14 protein-coding genes and 1 tRNA gene are annotated in these 14,440 nt (G+C 69.8%); 14 read left to right on the top strand and 1 reads right to left on the bottom strand.

The genetic code is table 11. The features are described 5' to 3' along the window. Nucleotides 1-132: 132 nt before the first annotated feature. The 3 genes from ABFJ78_RS01865 to ABFJ78_RS01855 all read left to right on the top strand — a co-directional run bounded on the left by ABFJ78_RS01865 (nucleotide 133) and on the right by ABFJ78_RS01855 (nucleotide 1,470). Nucleotides 133-672: a DUF2716 domain-containing protein gene (locus ABFJ78_RS01865; protein WP_436383810.1), complete on the top strand. Its 540-nt coding sequence runs from the start codon at nucleotides 133-135 to the stop codon at nucleotides 670-672. A 33-nt stretch (nucleotides 673-705) separates the two neighbouring features. Then, nucleotides 706-1,107 (top strand): immunity 7 family protein, encoded by a 402-nt coding sequence (locus tag ABFJ78_RS01860; RefSeq protein ID WP_436383809.1) that lies wholly within the window; start codon nucleotides 706-708, stop codon nucleotides 1,105-1,107. Nucleotides 1,108-1,176: 69 nt separating this feature from the next. After that, nucleotides 1,177-1,470, top strand: a complete 294-nt coding sequence (locus tag ABFJ78_RS01855; RefSeq protein WP_436383808.1) for a YiaA/YiaB family inner membrane protein — start codon at nucleotides 1,177-1,179, stop codon at nucleotides 1,468-1,470. A 209-nt stretch (nucleotides 1,471-1,679) separates the two neighbouring features. Here the strand turns inward: ABFJ78_RS01855 and ABFJ78_RS01850 are convergent. Further along, nucleotides 1,680-1,752, bottom strand: a tRNA-Gly gene (locus ABFJ78_RS01850). 188 nt (nucleotides 1,753-1,940) lie between these two features. On the opposite strand from ABFJ78_RS01850, the gene ABFJ78_RS01845 reads away from it, so the two are divergent. The 11 genes from ABFJ78_RS01845 (at nucleotide 1,941) to ABFJ78_RS01795 (ending at nucleotide 14,428) form a co-directional block, all read left to right on the top strand. Beyond that, nucleotides 1,941-3,485 (top strand): sigma-70 family RNA polymerase sigma factor, encoded by a 1,545-nt coding sequence (locus ABFJ78_RS01845; protein ID WP_436383807.1) that lies wholly within the window; start codon nucleotides 1,941-1,943, stop codon nucleotides 3,483-3,485. A gap of 104 nt (nucleotides 3,486-3,589) precedes the next feature. Beyond that, complete coding sequence (locus ABFJ78_RS01840) at nucleotides 3,590-4,024, top strand: DUF983 domain-containing protein (RefSeq protein WP_436383806.1); 435 nt, start codon at nucleotides 3,590-3,592, stop codon at nucleotides 4,022-4,024. Nucleotides 4,025-4,063: 39 nt separating this feature from the next. Then, nucleotides 4,064-4,924: an Fpg/Nei family DNA glycosylase gene (locus ABFJ78_RS01835; protein WP_436383805.1), complete on the top strand. Its 861-nt coding sequence runs from the start codon at nucleotides 4,064-4,066 to the stop codon at nucleotides 4,922-4,924. Nucleotides 4,925-5,169: 245 nt separating this feature from the next. Further along, complete coding sequence (locus ABFJ78_RS01830) at nucleotides 5,170-6,486, top strand: histidine kinase (protein ID WP_436383804.1); 1,317 nt, start codon at nucleotides 5,170-5,172, stop codon at nucleotides 6,484-6,486. An 83-nt stretch (nucleotides 6,487-6,569) separates the two neighbouring features. Further along, nucleotides 6,570-7,415: a S49 family peptidase gene (locus tag ABFJ78_RS01825; RefSeq protein WP_436383803.1), complete on the top strand. Its 846-nt coding sequence runs from the start codon at nucleotides 6,570-6,572 to the stop codon at nucleotides 7,413-7,415. Between the two features lie 157 nt (nucleotides 7,416-7,572). Beyond that, nucleotides 7,573-8,961 (top strand): glycoside hydrolase family 16 protein, encoded by a 1,389-nt coding sequence (locus ABFJ78_RS01820; RefSeq protein ID WP_436383802.1) that lies wholly within the window; start codon nucleotides 7,573-7,575, stop codon nucleotides 8,959-8,961. Between the two features lie 82 nt (nucleotides 8,962-9,043). Then, the gene (locus ABFJ78_RS01815) at nucleotides 9,044-9,880 is read left to right on the top strand and encodes a LytR/AlgR family response regulator transcription factor (protein ID WP_436383801.1); all 837 of its coding nucleotides are present in this window, start codon (nucleotides 9,044-9,046) and stop codon (nucleotides 9,878-9,880) included. A 13-nt stretch (nucleotides 9,881-9,893) separates the two neighbouring features. Continuing rightward, on the top strand, nucleotides 9,894-10,427 hold the full coding sequence (locus ABFJ78_RS01810; protein ID WP_436383800.1) for a hypothetical protein: 534 nt from the start codon (nucleotides 9,894-9,896) through the stop codon (nucleotides 10,425-10,427). 30 nt (nucleotides 10,428-10,457) lie between these two features. Continuing rightward, nucleotides 10,458-12,248, top strand: coding sequence for a cation acetate symporter (locus tag ABFJ78_RS01805; protein WP_436383799.1), 1,791 nt, complete (start codon nucleotides 10,458-10,460; stop codon nucleotides 12,246-12,248). 204 nt (nucleotides 12,249-12,452) lie between these two features. Continuing rightward, entirely contained in the window at nucleotides 12,453-12,803 is a 351-nt protein-coding gene (locus ABFJ78_RS01800; protein WP_436383798.1) for a DUF485 domain-containing protein, read from the top strand. Continuing rightward, nucleotides 12,800-14,428, top strand: a complete 1,629-nt coding sequence (locus ABFJ78_RS01795; protein WP_436383797.1) for a solute symporter family protein — start codon at nucleotides 12,800-12,802, stop codon at nucleotides 14,426-14,428. The genes ABFJ78_RS01800 and ABFJ78_RS01795 overlap by 4 nt, the downstream gene beginning before the upstream one ends. Nucleotides 14,429-14,440: the final 12 nt, after the last annotated feature.

Genomic DNA, 14,440 nt, shown 5'->3' with positions numbered 1-14,440 from the left:
GACAATCTGGCAGAACCCACCCGGTCGAGTGACACAGTTCGCGGCGAGCGGACGAGGACTGGACAAACCGGAGGGCGAACACGAAGCTTTCGCGTGTTCTTCCGTGCCCGGCCGAAGTCAGAGGTCGTAACAGTGAATGCTGCCTGGGAAGCCGTCTCCCGCGTCGCCGACGAACCCGCCTGGTACTGGGTGTACGACAAGCTGGCGTTCTGGCCGAGCACCTACGCCCACGCCTGGCCGGGCTTCCGCGAGCCGGCGCCGTCGCGGACCTGGGACCTCTCGCCGGGCGACCTGGACCGCGCGTCGGCCGAGTTCCGCCTCGGCCCGTACGCCGTCGAAGAGCACCAGGTCGCGGCCATCGCGCTCGCCGCGTTCCGCGAGGTCTGCGGCCCGGACGGCTGGATGTGGGCGCTGCACTGGCAGCACCAGTCCTTCCGCGTCCGCCCGCACCTGATGACCGAGGGCGCGCGCTGGCCGGTGCCGGTGTTCCCGCGCGCGGACTACCACCTGTTCCTCGCGTCGGACTTCTCGTTCGGCACGCTCGGCCACCCGTGGGAGCGCACGCTCTGCGTGTTCGGCGACAAGCTCGTCACGGCGTTCGAAAAGCACGGCGAAGGTGTCCTGACGAACGTCCTGCGCCGCGACGGGAAGCCGTCCGCGCTGGCCCGCTGAGCTCGCCGTTGATCTCTTGCTACCGTTCTGCGGGTGTTCGAGTATCACGGCTGGGTGACCATCCAGGCGACCGCGAGCGGCGACGACGACGCGGCGCTCTTGGAGCGCCTGGTCGACCGCGTGCACCGCGCGATCCGCGACGCGGGTGAGTTCGACCTGGTCGACCTCCGCTGGAGCGCGGGCATGCCGATGCTGCACTTCGGCGGCTTCGACAAGCACGGCGGCAGCCTGGGCCCGGAACTGCTCGACCTCTTCACCAGGGTCGGCGAGCTGGCGGCGGGCTCATACGGCTTGCTGCACGTCTGGGACGACCAGGACCCCGAGCACGACAACGAGTTCCGCGTGTACCGCATGGCCCGGGGCCAGGTGACGGAACGCGAAGACCCGCACCTGACCCCGGTGGCCCCGACGGTCCTGGACGTCTACGAGCTGTAGCCCGATCGCAACCGGGCCTGAGTAGTACTGCTCAAGACACCCGCCCGGACCCGGCGAGACCCTCGTCACATGACGAAATCCGGAACGACGTCCCCCACCACGACGGCCTTCTACATCCAGGCGGCGATCTCGTTCGGCCTGGCGCTGGCAGCGGTCATCGGCGGCATCGCGTACCTGCCGGTCGACGGCTGGATCCGCGGTTTCCTCGCCCTCGGCGCGCTCTACCTGGTCACCTCCACCTTCACGCTCGCCAAGTGCGTCCGCGACAGACAGGAGGAGACCTCCGTGATCTCCCGCGTCGACCAGGCCCGGCTCGACAAGCTCCTCGCCGAGCACGACCCGTTCAAGGCCCCCGCCATGTAGGAACGCCCAGCGGCGCGGTGCCGCGGCCGGCATCACCCGAAGAGGTGGCATCGGGGAACGCGGCCGGAACACCAGCTGAAGACAGTTGCCTAACCGGCACGAACCCGGCCAAGAAGCAACGAAAGTCGTGTGACGGCGCTCACCCGCGAGCCGCCCGAGACGGCGAAACGCCCCTGCTCGATGTCCTGAGCAGGGGCGTTTCGATCTTGAGCGGATGACGGGATTCGAACCCGCGACCCTCACCTTGGCAAGGTGATGCGCTACCAGCTGCGCTACATCCGCACTGCGTTGCTGTTGAGGAGTACTCTATACCCTCCCGAAACTGCTCCGATGAGCGGGTCCCGAAGTGCCCTGACCCGGTGCTTCGGTGTCACAGCTGGCGTACAAGGGGTGACGACGGCTGAATCCCTCCGTATGGTGTCCCCATTCGACCGAATGGGGAGACCTTCGGGGAGGAGGTGCCGGGCCGGATGACCGAGCTGGGCACGGTGCCGCCACCAGCGGCCTCGGAATCCGACGAGCAGGCACTGCTGCAACGACTTCGAAACGGCGAAGACGCCGCCTTCGGGGAGCTGTTCGAGTTGCACGCCGCCGCCGTCCGGAGACTGGCGCAGAGCCTGGCTTCCGACCGGTCCGAAGCCGAAGACATCACCGCGGAGACGTTCTTCCGCGTGCTCCAGGCCCTTCGCCGCGGCGCCGGCCCCCGGGACTACGTCCGCGCCTACCTCCTCACCGTCGCCCGCCGCGTCTCCTGGGAGTGGCACGGCGCCCGCCGCGACGTCCCGGTGTCCGACGACGAGCTGACCTTCCGCGCCGGCGCGGGTGCCGACACGCACGCCCGCACGGCCGAGCACACGCTGATCACGACGGCCTTCACCAGCCTGCCCGAGCGCTGGCGGACCGTCCTGTGGCAGACCGAGGTCGAGGGCGAGCAGCCCGCGATGGTCGCCACCCACTTCGGGTTGAGCGCGAACGCGACCGCGGCCCTGGCCCGGCGTGCCCGGCAGGGCCTGCGCGCCGCGTACTTGCAGGCACACCTTTCGGTGAACCGCGGGCCGGATTCGTGCCGCGCGGTCGTCGAGAAGCTCGGCGGGTTCACCGCGGGCAGCGTCACCGGCGCCGAGGCGGAGCGCATCAAGGCGCACCTGCACGGCTGCTCGTCGTGCCGCGCGACCCAGGACGAGCTGCGCGACGTCTGCTCGTCGCTGCGCGCGCACGCCGGGGTGCTGGTGCTGCTGGTGCCGGCCGCGGGTGCCGCCGCGAGCGGCGGCGGCGTGCTGGCCGGGCTCGGCACGACGATCAAGGGCGTGCTGGTCGGCTCCAAGGTCAAGATCGGGCTCGCGCTGGCGTCGACCGCGGCCGTGGGTGCCGTGGGCGTCGCGGCCGGCCCGGTGCTGTTCGGGTCGACGGCCGTCCAGGACGTCGGGCTGACCGGCGGCGCGCCCGAGCTGGTCGTGGTGCCGCCCGCCGAGCCGCACCACCAGCCGCCCCCGCAGCCGCAGCAGGACCCCCGGATCGGCATCGGCGTGCTCAACGGCCGCGGCACCGGGGTCGCCGTCCCGGCGCGGCAGCGTGGCGGCGCCAAGCAGGTCGCGGCGAACGAGGTGCCGACCGTGCCGGGCGACGTCCCGGTGGGCGACGCCGGCTCGGTGCCGCAGCCGGATACGAACGGCGAGACCCCGCGCGACGACCTGACGTCGTCGACGTTCAGCACGCCCGACCACTCGTCGACGTCGCCGCGGCTCGACTCCTCGACCACGGAGATGACGAAGACCAGCGACGAGACGTCGCCGGAGAGCGCCGACGCGCCCGAGCTGTCGCCGTCCGACCGCCCGGGGGCCACCACCACGACGGCCCCGACCAAGCCGGCGCCGACCGGTGACGACCCGGGGAGCACCGAGCCGTCGACGACGGTCACGCCGACCTCGGGAAAACCGTGCCCGAGCAGCGCGTCCGACGTCACTGGGTCGAGCGAACCGGCGCAGCCGACACCGACCGCCGCTGACCAGCAGTGATCAACTTCGCCGGGTGGGATGTCCGGTTCATCCCTCGCGCGGGCGAGCCCGGGCACGGTAACGTTGTCCGTGCTCACCCTGCGGGCGCCCCGGGAGGCAACTGAATGAACCGGCTGGTACGCGGCGAAGACGGCCGCGACTGGGTGGTCCGTGCCCAGATGGAATGGCGCGCACCGGCGACGGCCGACGACTTCGAGCACGACGTCGCGGGCAGCTACGGTCCCGGCATCGCGATGATCGTGGTGACCGCGCTGCTGGCCGTGATCCTGGTCGTGTGGACGCCGAACGAGGTCAACATCCCCGCGTGGGTGCTGCTGGCCCTGCTGCTGGTGGTGCTGTTCTTCCCGCTGCGGTGGATCCTGCGCCGCCCGTGGACGGTCGTCGCGGAGACCGACGGCGACCGCGACCGGCCGTCCGAACGCTGGGTCGGCACGATCCGCGGCATGTTCACTGTGCAGGGCGAGGTCAAGAAGATCTCGAAGACGATCCAGCGGCACTCACTGCCCGATTTCGAAGGGCCGCTGCACCCGGTCGAGTAGCCGGTACCGGATTACGGCCGAAAGGGTGAGACTGGGGACATGCCCGAACTGCCCGAGGTCGAAGCGCTGGCGCACCACCTGCGTGAGAACGCGGTCGGCCAGACGATCTTCCGCATCGATGTCGCATCCCTGAGCGTCCTGAAGACGGCGACCCCGCCGTGGACGGACCTGCACGGCCGCGAGATCACCGGCGCGACCCGGCACGGTAAGCACCTCGACGTCGTCGCGGGCGACCTGCACCTGGTCGTCCACCTGGCCCGGGCGGGCTGGCTGCGCTGGTCCGACGGCCTGGCCGCGGCGCCGCTCAAGCCGGGCAAGGGCCCGATCTCGCTGCGCGTGCACCTCGAGTCCGCGACCGGTCCCGGCTTCGACCTCACCGAGGCGGGCACGAAGAAGGGTCTCGCGGTCTGGGTCGTGAAGGACCCGCAGGAGATCGCGAGCGTCGCGCGCCTCGGCCCGGACGCGCTCTCGCTGGACGCGGCCCAGCTGCGCGAGCTGTTCGCGGGCAAGAACACCCGGCTGAAGTGGGCGCTCACCGACCAGTCGCTGATCGCCGGCATCGGCAACGCCTACTCCGACGAGATCATGCACCGCGCGAAGCTCTCCCCGTACGCGACGATCGGCAAGCTCGACGACGGCGCGCTGGAGACCCTCGCGGAGGCGATCGTCGAGATCGAGTCCGACGCCGTCCAGCGCTCGGTCGGCCAGAAGGCCGCGCGCCTGAAGGGCGAGAAGCGCTCGGGCCTGCGCGTCCACGCGCGCACGGGCCTGCCGTGCCCGGTCTGTGGCGACACGATCCGCGAGATCTCGTTCGCGGACAAGTCGTTCCAGTACTGCCCGACCTGCCAGACGGGCGGGAAGCCGCTGGCCGACCGCCGGATGTCGCGGCTGCTCAAGTAAAGATTCCCCCGTTCGGCCGCACGTACTGCGCCGCGCGTCGCCGCCGCAAGATCGGGACTTGGCGAAACCGCGTTCTTCCTGGCCGTTCGCCGGAAGGAGTGGAACAGCGGGCGCCCGCCGCGTGTTGCGGACAGTGACCGTGCCGGGCCGGTTCCGACTCTCGGTAGGGTTCGCTCCACCCTCGGTCATCACAGTTGGACAGAAAGTGGGATCAGGCCTTGCACCCGGTTGGTCGAGCGCAGAGCATGGACGCCGTGTCCGGGTTTCCGCTTGCGCAGATCGTTCCGTGGGGTCTGGCGGTGCTGCTCGGCATCGTGGTGATCGTGCTGCTCGTGAAACAGCGCAAACCGGCCAGCGTGGTGGAGGACGCCATGCTGCAGGCCGTCCACCGGATGTCGAAGGCCGCCCCGAACCTCCGCTCCGGCCTGGACGAGGACGCCGCCGACAAGATCACCACCCAGCTGCTGCAGATGCTCGACTGCGTCGCCGTCGGCATCACCGACAGCGAAGGCACGCTGCTGTCGTGGGACGGCGAGGCGAACGAGCACTACGTCGACCTCGTCGACGCGATCGGCGCGGCCATCCGCAAGCACCGCCGCGAGGTCGTCGCGCACGACCGGATGCCGTGCAACCACCGCGGCACCTGCCGGATGAAGACCGCCGTCATCGTGCCGCTGCTGGTCGAGGGCGAGACCGAGGCGGCGCTGATCGTCGTCGGCCGCACCCGCGGGCGGCTGGTGCAGATGGCCGACGCCGTCGCCCAGTTCGTCTGCACCCAGTTCGAGCTGGCGCGGCTCGACGAGTCGAAGCACCAGCTCCAGCAGGCCGAGATCAAGGCGCTGCGCGCGCAGATCTCGCCGCACTTCGTCTACAACGCGCTCAACACGATCTCCGCGCTGATCCGTACGGACCCCGAAGAGGCGCGAGAGCTGCTTCAGGACTTCGCCGACTTCACGCGCTACTCGTTCCGGACGTCGGGCATGTTCACCTCGCTGGCCGAGGAGCTGCGCAACATCGACCGCTACCTGACCATCGAGAACGCCCGCTTCGGCGGCCGGCTCGAGGTGCGGATGAAGATCGCGCCCGAGGTGCTCAGCGTCGTCGTGCCGTTCCTGATCATCCAGCCGCTGGTGGAGAACGCGGTCAAGCACGGGCTGGCCAGCAAGCCCAGCGGCGGCTGCGTCACGGTGATCGCGCAGGACCACGGCACCGAGGCCCTGATCAGCGTCGAGGACGACGGCATCGGCATGGACCCGCGCCGGCTGCGGGACGTCAAGAACGCGCACAGCACCGGCGCGCACGTCGGGCTCGGCAACATCAGCCAGCGCATGCAGCAGGTCTTCGGCAGCGACTACGCGGTGATGGTCGAGACCGCGCCGGGCGCCGGCATGAAGGTGACGCTGCGGGTGCCGAAGTTCGTCCCGGGCGTCCGGCCGAACATGCCGGACTACAGCGCCGACGCCGACGCCGACGTCCCGGCCCAGGGCGGTCCGGCCCAGCTGAACGGCGCCGACGTGAACGGCGTCAACGGCACGCGCTCCGGCATCCTCCCCATGGGCTGAATCCCGCTGTGACATCCGGGGCTTCGCCCCGGGCCGGGGGCTTCGCCACCCGGACCCCCGAAAAATCCCGCTAGCCTGGCGGTATGAGCGTTACGGACAAGCTGGCTTCGCGGATCCCGGTGCTCGCCGACCGGGTCGAGCGCAAGGACGTCGTGGCCGTGGTGAAGCTGCACGGCGTGATCACGCCGTCGCCGTCACCGCTGGGCCGGGGCGCGATCAACCTGGCCGCCGTCGAGTCGGCCCTGACCAGGGCGTTCGGCCACGACCGGCTGAAGGCGGTCGCCCTGCTGATCAACTCGCCGGGCGGCGCGCCGACGCAGTCCGGGCTGGTCGCCGAGCGGATCCGCCAGCTGGCCGACGAGAAGGGCGTCCCGGTCCTGGCGTTCTGCGAGGACGTCGCCGCGTCCGGCGGCTACTGGCTGGCCTGCGCGGCCGACGAGATCTACGCGCACCGCACATCGATGGTCGGCTCGATCGGCGTGATCAGCGGCGGCTTCGGCTTCACGGGGCTGCTCGAGCGCTTCGGCATCGAGCGCCGCCTCCACACGGCGGGCGCGAACAAGTCGCGCCTCGACCCGTTCTCGCCGGAGAAGCCGGAAGACGTCGAGTGGCTGAAGAAGATGCACGCCCAGCTCCACGAGCTGTTCGTGAACTGGGTCAAGGAACGCCGCGGCGACCGCCTGGCGGACACGGAGGACCTGTTCACGGGCGACGTCTGGCTCGGCGCGAAGGCGGTCGAACTGGGGCTGATCGATGGCCTGGGCAGCCTCCGCCAGATCGTCACGGACCGCTTCCCGGACGCGGAGATCTCGGTGGCGGAGCCGAAGAAGGCCCTGCTCGCGCGTCTCGGCATCGGCGCCCCGGCCGCGGCGTCGGCGGTGCTGGAAGCGGTGACGCAGAAGGCAGCCTGGTCTCGGTTCGGCCTCTGATCCGAGTGTCCGGTTTGGGCACTTCCGGGCAGACTTTGTGACCTGGATCACCCAACCCTGGTAACGCCTCTGGAGTTGCGACAAGGGGTCAGGTCTCCTTGTCAACGGGCTTTGTTGTGAACGGCAACAAATCCGGTCGACAAGGAGGTCGTACCCGATGCCCCACTCCCGAAGACTCGCCCTCGGTGCCGTCGTCGGCGCCGCGCTCATCACCGTGCCCCTCACCCTGACCGCCGAAGCGTCGATCCCGCCGCCCGAATCCGGCTGGACCACCGTCTTCGCCGACGACTTCACCGGCGGCTCCGGCACGCTGCCCGCGAGCTCGAACTGGATCATCGACACCGGTCACGCCTACCCCGGCGGCCCCGCGAACTGGGGCACCGGCGAGATCCAGAACTACACGTCGAGCACCAGCAACCTCTCGCAGGACGGCGCCGGCAACCTCCGCATCACGCCGTTGCGCGACGGCGCCGGCAACTGGACGTCGGCGCGGATCGAGACCCAGCGCACCGACTTCAAGCCGCCCGCCGGCGGCGTCATGCGGATCGAAAGCCGGATCCAGATGCCGAACGTCACCGGCGCCGCCGCGCTCGGCTACTGGCCCGCCTTCTGGGCCCTCGGCGGCCCCTACCGCGGCAACTGGTGGAACTGGCCCGCCATCGGCGAGTTCGACATCATGGAGAACGTCAACGGGATCAACTCCGTCTGGGGCGTCCTGCACTGCGGCGTCAACCCCGGCGGCCCGTGCAACGAGACGACCGGCCTGCCCGCCAACCGCGCGTGCCCGGGCAGCAGCTGCCAGTCGGCCTTCCACACCTACCGCTTCGAGTGGGACGCGAGCACCAGCCCGCAGGTGTTCCGCTGGTTCGTCGACGGCCAGCAGTTCCACTCGGTGAGCCAGAACCAGGTCGACGCCACGACGTGGGCCAACATGACGACCCACCAGGGCTACTTCGTGCTGCTGAACGTCGCCATCGGCGGGGCGTTCCCCAACAACAACTCCGGCACCACCACGCCGGGGCCGGGGATCGTGCCCGGGCGCCCGATGGTCGTCGACTACGTCACCGTCACCACCCGCGGCGGCGGTGGCGGCACGACGACCCCGCCGACCACGACGACGCCGTCCACCGGCGGGAGCAGCGCGTACAGCACCATCCAGGCCGAGTCCTTCAGCCAGCAGTCCGGTCTGATCACCGAAGCCACCTCCGACAGCGGGGGCGGCCAGAACATCGGCGCGCTGGCCAACGGCGACTGGGCGCTGTACCCGAACATCGACTTCGGAGGCAGCGCGGCGACGAACTTCCAGGCCCGGGTCGCGTCCGGGGCGGCGTCCGGCGTGAGCGGGCTCGTCGAAGTGCGGCTCGACAGCCGGTCCAACGCCCCGATCGGCAGCTTCGCCCTCGGCGACACGGGCGGCTGGCAGAGCTGGCGGACCGTGCCGGCGAACATCAGCGCGGTCACCGGCGTGCACAACGTCTACCTGACGTTCACGAGCGGCCAGCCGGCCGATTTCGTGAACCTCAACTGGTTCACGTTCGTGCATTGAGACGAGGGCCCGCGGTCGCTGGCCGCGGGCCCTCTCACTTCAGGCAGACGGGGGCTGGACATTGCACTCGGCAATGGGCAGGATGCGTTTCACTGTGAGTGCTCACGATGACACCCGGAAGCTCGTGGTCCTGGCCGTGGACGACGAGCCGAACGGTCTTGACGAACTCGTCCACTGCCTGCGCAACAGCCCGCACGTGGCGAAGGTGTTCCCCGCGATCGACGCGTCCGAGGCGCTGCGGTTGCTGTCCACCGACGACCCGAGGCTACGCGAACGCAAGGACCGCGGCCTGCCGATCGTCGACGCCGTCTTCGCGGACATCGACATGCCCGGCCTGTCCGGCATGGAGATGTCGCGGGTGTTCGCCGCGCTGCGGCCGTCGCCGGCGCTGGTGTTCGTCACCGGCCACGCCGAGGAGGCGGTCAACGCCTTCGACCTCGGCGCGCTGGACTACGTGCTCAAGCCGTACCAGCAGGACCGCCTCGACCGCGCGATCTCGCGCGTGCTCGACAAGCTGGCCGCGGCCGCCGCGCCCCCGCCCGGCGCCATGGGCGGCGAACCGGGCGTGAAGAACGACGACGAGGTCATCCCGGTCGAGCTGGCCGGCACCACCAAGCTCATCCCGCGCTCGTCGGTCCGCTGGGTCGAGGCGCAGGGCGACTACGCGCGGCTGTTCACCACCGAAGGCAGCCACCTGGTCCGCATCCCGCTGGCCCAGCTCGAAGAGCGCTGGGAGAAGGCCGGGTTCGTCCGGATCCACCGGTCGTTCCTGGTCGCGCTGCCGCTCATCACCGAGCTGCGGATGGGCCAGGGCGGCTACCAGGTCGTGATCGGCAACGAGGAGAAGGTGCTGCCGGTCAGCCGGCGGCACACCCGCGCGCTGAAGGACCGGCTGGTCGGTTCGGGCCGGAACGGCTGAGCCGGGACCGGTCATGACCGACGACTTCTACGAGCGCCTGCCGAACGGCGTGCGAGAGCCCGATCCGACGCTCGGCAGGCGGCTCCGCCAGCAGCGGCCGCTGCCGCAGCCGACGGACCGCGCTGTCGTCGAGTCGCTGCCGCCCGCGCCGGACGACGAGCCGCCGCCGAAGCCGGAGCACCACGCGAAACCCAAGCGGGAGCGGGTGATCCTCGCCGACCCCCGCCGCGGCTCCGGCACCCTGCGTGCCCGCGTCGAGCTGGAAGAACAGACCAGCTGGGGGAAGCTGCTCGTCAAGGACCACCTGGTGAAGGTCCAGCTGCGGACGGCGCTGCTGCTGTCCGGGCTCGTCGTGGTCGTGTTCGGCTCGCTACCGGCGTTGTTCTACCTGGTGCCCGGGTTCTCCCGGTTGAGCGTGGTCGGTATCCCGGTGGCCTGGCTGATCCTCGGCGTGCTGCCGTTCCCGTTCCTGTTCGGCGTGGGAATCTGGTACAACCGGCTGGCCGAACGCAATGAACGCGCGTTCGTGGACATGATCGAAAACTAGTTTCCGCACGACTCGTGCGAGGATTCCCCCGTGCAGCTGAACCCGTGGGCCGTGACCGGCATAGTGCTGGTCGCCGTGGTGACGTTCTTCCTCGGTCACCGCTCTTCGCGTTCGGCCACGAGCACGCACGACTTCCTGGTCGCCCGGCGGACCGTCCGGTCGCGCCGCAACGCCGCGGCGATCTCCGGTGAGTACCTTTCCGCGGCGTCCTTCCTCGGCATCGCCGGAATCGTGCTCAAGGACGGCGCCGACGCGCTGTGGTTCCCGATCGGCTTCACCGCGGGTTACCTCGCGCTGATGCTCTTCGTCGCGGCGCCGCTGCGCCGGTCCGGCGCGTACACGCTGCCCGACTTCGTCGAAATGCGGCTCGGCTCGAAGGGCCTCCGCCGGTTCTCGACGGGGTTCGTCGTGTTCATCGGGATCCTCTACATGGTCCCGCAGCTGCAGGCCGCCGGCCTGACCCTGGCGACGATCCTCCCCGTGCCGGTGTGGGCGGGCGCGGTCGCGGTGATGGTCCTGGTGGCGTTCAACGTGATCGCCGGCGGCATGCGCGCGATCACCGTGGTCCAGGCCTTCCAGTACTGGCTCAAGCTGTTCGCGATCGCGGTCCCCGCGTTCGTGCTGTGCATGGTCTTCTTCGCCGGCGGCGGCCCGGACGGCTTCCGCCCGCTCGGCGCGGCCGCGCCGCCGGTGTTCCCCACCGACACCACAGTGGACGTCCAGACCGACGTCACCCTGACCGTCCGCGGCGACACCTACCTCTGGGCCTACGGCCGCACCGACAACGGCCCGGCCGCCGGGCCGACGCACTGGACGCCGCTGGCCCCGCACCAGGTTTCCGAGGGCACGAAGCTGAAGTTCATGGCCGGCACGCCGGTGCCGGTGGTCAGCGATTCGGTCGCGGAGAACGCGAACTGGCTGCACCCGGCGTCGGGCAGCCTCACCGACCTGCTCCAGACGTACTCGCTGATGTTCGCGACGTTCCTGGGCACGATGGGCCTGCCGCACGTCCTCGTCCGCTTCTACACCAACCCCGACGGCAAGGCCGCGCGCCGCACCACCGTGCACGTCCTGCTGCTGCTCGGCCTGTTCTACCTCTTCCCGACGCTGCTGGGCGCGCTGTCCCGGATGTACGTCCCGGAGCTGCTGGTCACCGGCAAGACGGACGCGGCGATCCTGCGGTTGCCCTCGGCGATGCTGCCGGGCGTCGGCGGCCAGATCCTCGGCGCGGTCACCGCGGCCGGCGCGTTCGCCGCGTTCCTCTCCAGCACGTCCGGGCTGCTGGTGAGCGTCGCCGGGGTGGTGTCGACCGACCTGCTGCCCGGCCGCGTCCGCGACTTCCGCGTCGCGACCGGGCTGGTCGCGCTGTTCCCGATCGGGCTGGCGGTCGCGCTGCGGCCGGAGGACATCTCGCTGTCGATCGGGCTGACGTTCGCGCTCGCCGCGTCGACGTTCAGCCCGCTGCTGGTGCTGGGCATCTGGTGGCGCAAGCTGTCCTGGCCGGGCGCCCTCGCCGGGATGTTCGTCGGCGGCGGCCTGGTGCTGGCCGCGCTGATCGTCAACGTCGTGAGCGGCTACACCGGCGGCTGGGCGCCGTGGTTCGTCAACCAGCCGGCGCTGATCACCGTGCCGGTCGCGTTCGTGACGACGTACTTCGTCAGCCGCGTGACCGGATATGGGCGCCCGGACCACGTGCACGACATCATGCTGCGGCTGCACGCGCCCGATCCGCTCGGCTTCATGCGCGACCGCGCGGTGGCGCGATTCGGCCAAGCCGAAGAGAAGACGCGGATCGCCGGCCGCGGCCGGCATCGCAAGTGATGATCTGACAGCCGGTCAGAAATTCTTTACCCGATCGAGTGAGTTTCGTTTCGCCAACCGGACATCGTGCGCGAATGCCTCGGCAGGTTTCTACTTAAGGTCAAGCGCCCGATTGGGGGCTTACCAACTACGCCGTCGACTCTTTACGGTCCGTTGGCTTCAAACAGTACGGCCAGTACGAGAACGGGAAGGTGGAGATCCGCTGTGAGCAGCACCGAACACGACGTCGGTGGCGCGGAGCCGCAGACCGACTGGGAGAGCATCCAGGGGAGTCCCGAATTCACGGACCTGCGTCACCGATTGCGGGTGTTCGTGTTCCCGATGACCGCGCTGTTCCTGCTCTGGTACCTGCTGTACGTGCTCCTCGCCGACTACGCGCACGGGTTCATGAGCACCAAGCTCTTCGGCAACATCACCGTCGGCCTGGTCTTCGGCCTCCTGCAGTTCGTTTCGACGTTCGTCATCACGGGGCTTTACGTGCGCTACGCCAACCGGAAGCTCGATCCGGTCGCCGACGGAATCCGCGCCCGGATCGAAGGGGAGCCGGTCGAATGACACTCGCGGCGGGCGTGGAGGGCAGCAACTCCACCCTCAACATCATCATCTTCCTGGTCTTCGTCGCGATCACGCTGGTGATCGTGTTCCGGGCCAGCCGCAACACGAAGACGGCGTCGGACTACTACGCCGCCGGGCGCGCGTTCACCGGCCCGCAGAACGGCATCGCGATTTCCGGTGACTACCTTTCCGCGGCGTCGTTCCTCGGCATCGCGGGCGCGATCGCCATCAACGGTTACGACGGCTTCCTCTATTCGATCGGCTTCCTGGTCGCGTGGCTCGTCGCGCTGCTGCTGGTCGCGGAACTGCTGCGCAACACCGGCAAGTTCACGATGGGCGACGTGCTGGCGTTCCGGATGAGGCAGACGCCGGTGCGCGCGGCCGCGGCGGTTTCGACGCTGGCCGTGTCGTTCTTCTACCTGCTCGCGCAGATGGCGGGCGCCGGTGGCCTGGTCAACCTGCTGCTCGGCATCTCCGGCGAGGCGGGGCAGGACATCGTGATCGCCGTCGTCGGCGTGATCATGATTCTCTACGTCCTCATCGGCGGGATGAAGGGCACCACGTGGGTGCAGATCATCAAGGCGGCGCTGCTGATCGTCGGCGCGTTCGCGATGACGCTGTGGGTGCTCGGCAAGTACGGCTTCAACCTGTCCGACCTGTTCCAGGCCGCCGTCGACAAGGGCGGCAAGGGCGGCGCGGCCCTGCTCGACCCGGGTAAGCAGTACGGCAAGACGGGCACGACGAAGCTCGACTTCCTGTCGCTCGGCATCGCGCTGGTGCTCGGCACGGCGGGCCTCCCGCACGTCCTGATGCGCTTCTACACGGTGCCGACCGCGCGCGACGCGCGTCGCTCGGTGGTCTGGGCGATCGTGCTGATCGGCGTCTTCTACCTGTTCACGCTGGTGCTCGGCTACGGCGCGGGCGCGATCGTCGGGCCGGACAAGATCTCGAAGGCGCCCGGCACGACGAACTCGGCGGCCCCGCTGCTGGCTCTGGAGCTGGGCGGCCCGGTGCTGCTCGGGTTCATCTCCGCGGTCGCGTTCGCGACGATCCTCGCGGTGGTCGCCGGCCTGACGATCACGGCGTCGGCGTCCTTCGCGCACGACGTCTACGCGAACGTGATCAAGAAGGGGCAGATCTCGACCGGCGGCGAGGTCCGCGTCGCCCGGATCACCGCGCTGGTGATCGGCGCGCTGGCCATCGCGGGCGGCATCCTGGCGAAGTCGCAGAACGTGGCGTTCCTGGTCGCGCTGGCGTTCGCGGTGGCGGCGTCGGCGAACCTGCCGACGATCCTGTATTCGCTGTTCTGGAAGCGGTTCAACACGCAGGGCGCGCTGTGGTCGATCTACGGCGGCCTGCTCGTCACGATCGTGCTGATCGTCTTCTCGCCGGCGGTGTCCGGCAAGCCGATCGACCCGAAGACGGGCAAGAGCGCGTCGATGATCCAGGGCGTCGACTTCCACTGGTTCCCGCTCGACAACCCGGGCCTGGTCTCCATTCCGGCCGCGTTCCTGCTCGGCTGGCTCGGCACGGTTCTGTCGAAGGAGCGCAACGCCGCGAAGTACGCGGAAATGGAGGTGCGCGCGCTGACCGGTGCGGGCGCCGAGAAAGCAGTTACGCACTGACCGCTTTGCGGG

It is taken from the genome of Amycolatopsis sp. MEPSY49, from assembly GCF_051337345.1.
Taxonomy (GTDB): domain Bacteria; phylum Actinomycetota; class Actinomycetes; order Mycobacteriales; family Pseudonocardiaceae; genus Amycolatopsis.
The sequence above is the reverse complement of the archived record's forward strand: the minus strand, read 5'-3'. Positions and strand labels throughout refer to the sequence as shown.

Coding starts and splice junctions, on each gene's coding strand:
- ABFJ78_RS01855 (WP_436383808.1), top strand. CDS start 1,177: ATGACGAAATCCGGAACGACGTCCCCCACCACGACGGCCTTCTACATC.
- ABFJ78_RS01845 (WP_436383807.1), top strand. CDS start 1,941: ATGACCGAGCTGGGCACGGTGCCGCCACCAGCGGCCTCGGAATCCGAC.
- ABFJ78_RS01840 (WP_436383806.1), top strand. CDS start 3,590: ATGAACCGGCTGGTACGCGGCGAAGACGGCCGCGACTGGGTGGTCCGT.
- ABFJ78_RS01835 (WP_436383805.1), top strand. CDS start 4,064: ATGCCCGAACTGCCCGAGGTCGAAGCGCTGGCGCACCACCTGCGTGAG.
- ABFJ78_RS01830 (WP_436383804.1), top strand. CDS start 5,170: ATGGACGCCGTGTCCGGGTTTCCGCTTGCGCAGATCGTTCCGTGGGGT.
- ABFJ78_RS01825 (WP_436383803.1), top strand. CDS start 6,570: ATGAGCGTTACGGACAAGCTGGCTTCGCGGATCCCGGTGCTCGCCGAC.
- ABFJ78_RS01820 (WP_436383802.1), top strand. CDS start 7,573: ATGCCCCACTCCCGAAGACTCGCCCTCGGTGCCGTCGTCGGCGCCGCG.
- ABFJ78_RS01815 (WP_436383801.1), top strand. CDS start 9,044: ATGCGTTTCACTGTGAGTGCTCACGATGACACCCGGAAGCTCGTGGTC.
- ABFJ78_RS01810 (WP_436383800.1), top strand. CDS start 9,894: ATGACCGACGACTTCTACGAGCGCCTGCCGAACGGCGTGCGAGAGCCC.
- ABFJ78_RS01795 (WP_436383797.1), top strand. CDS start 12,800: ATGACACTCGCGGCGGGCGTGGAGGGCAGCAACTCCACCCTCAACATC.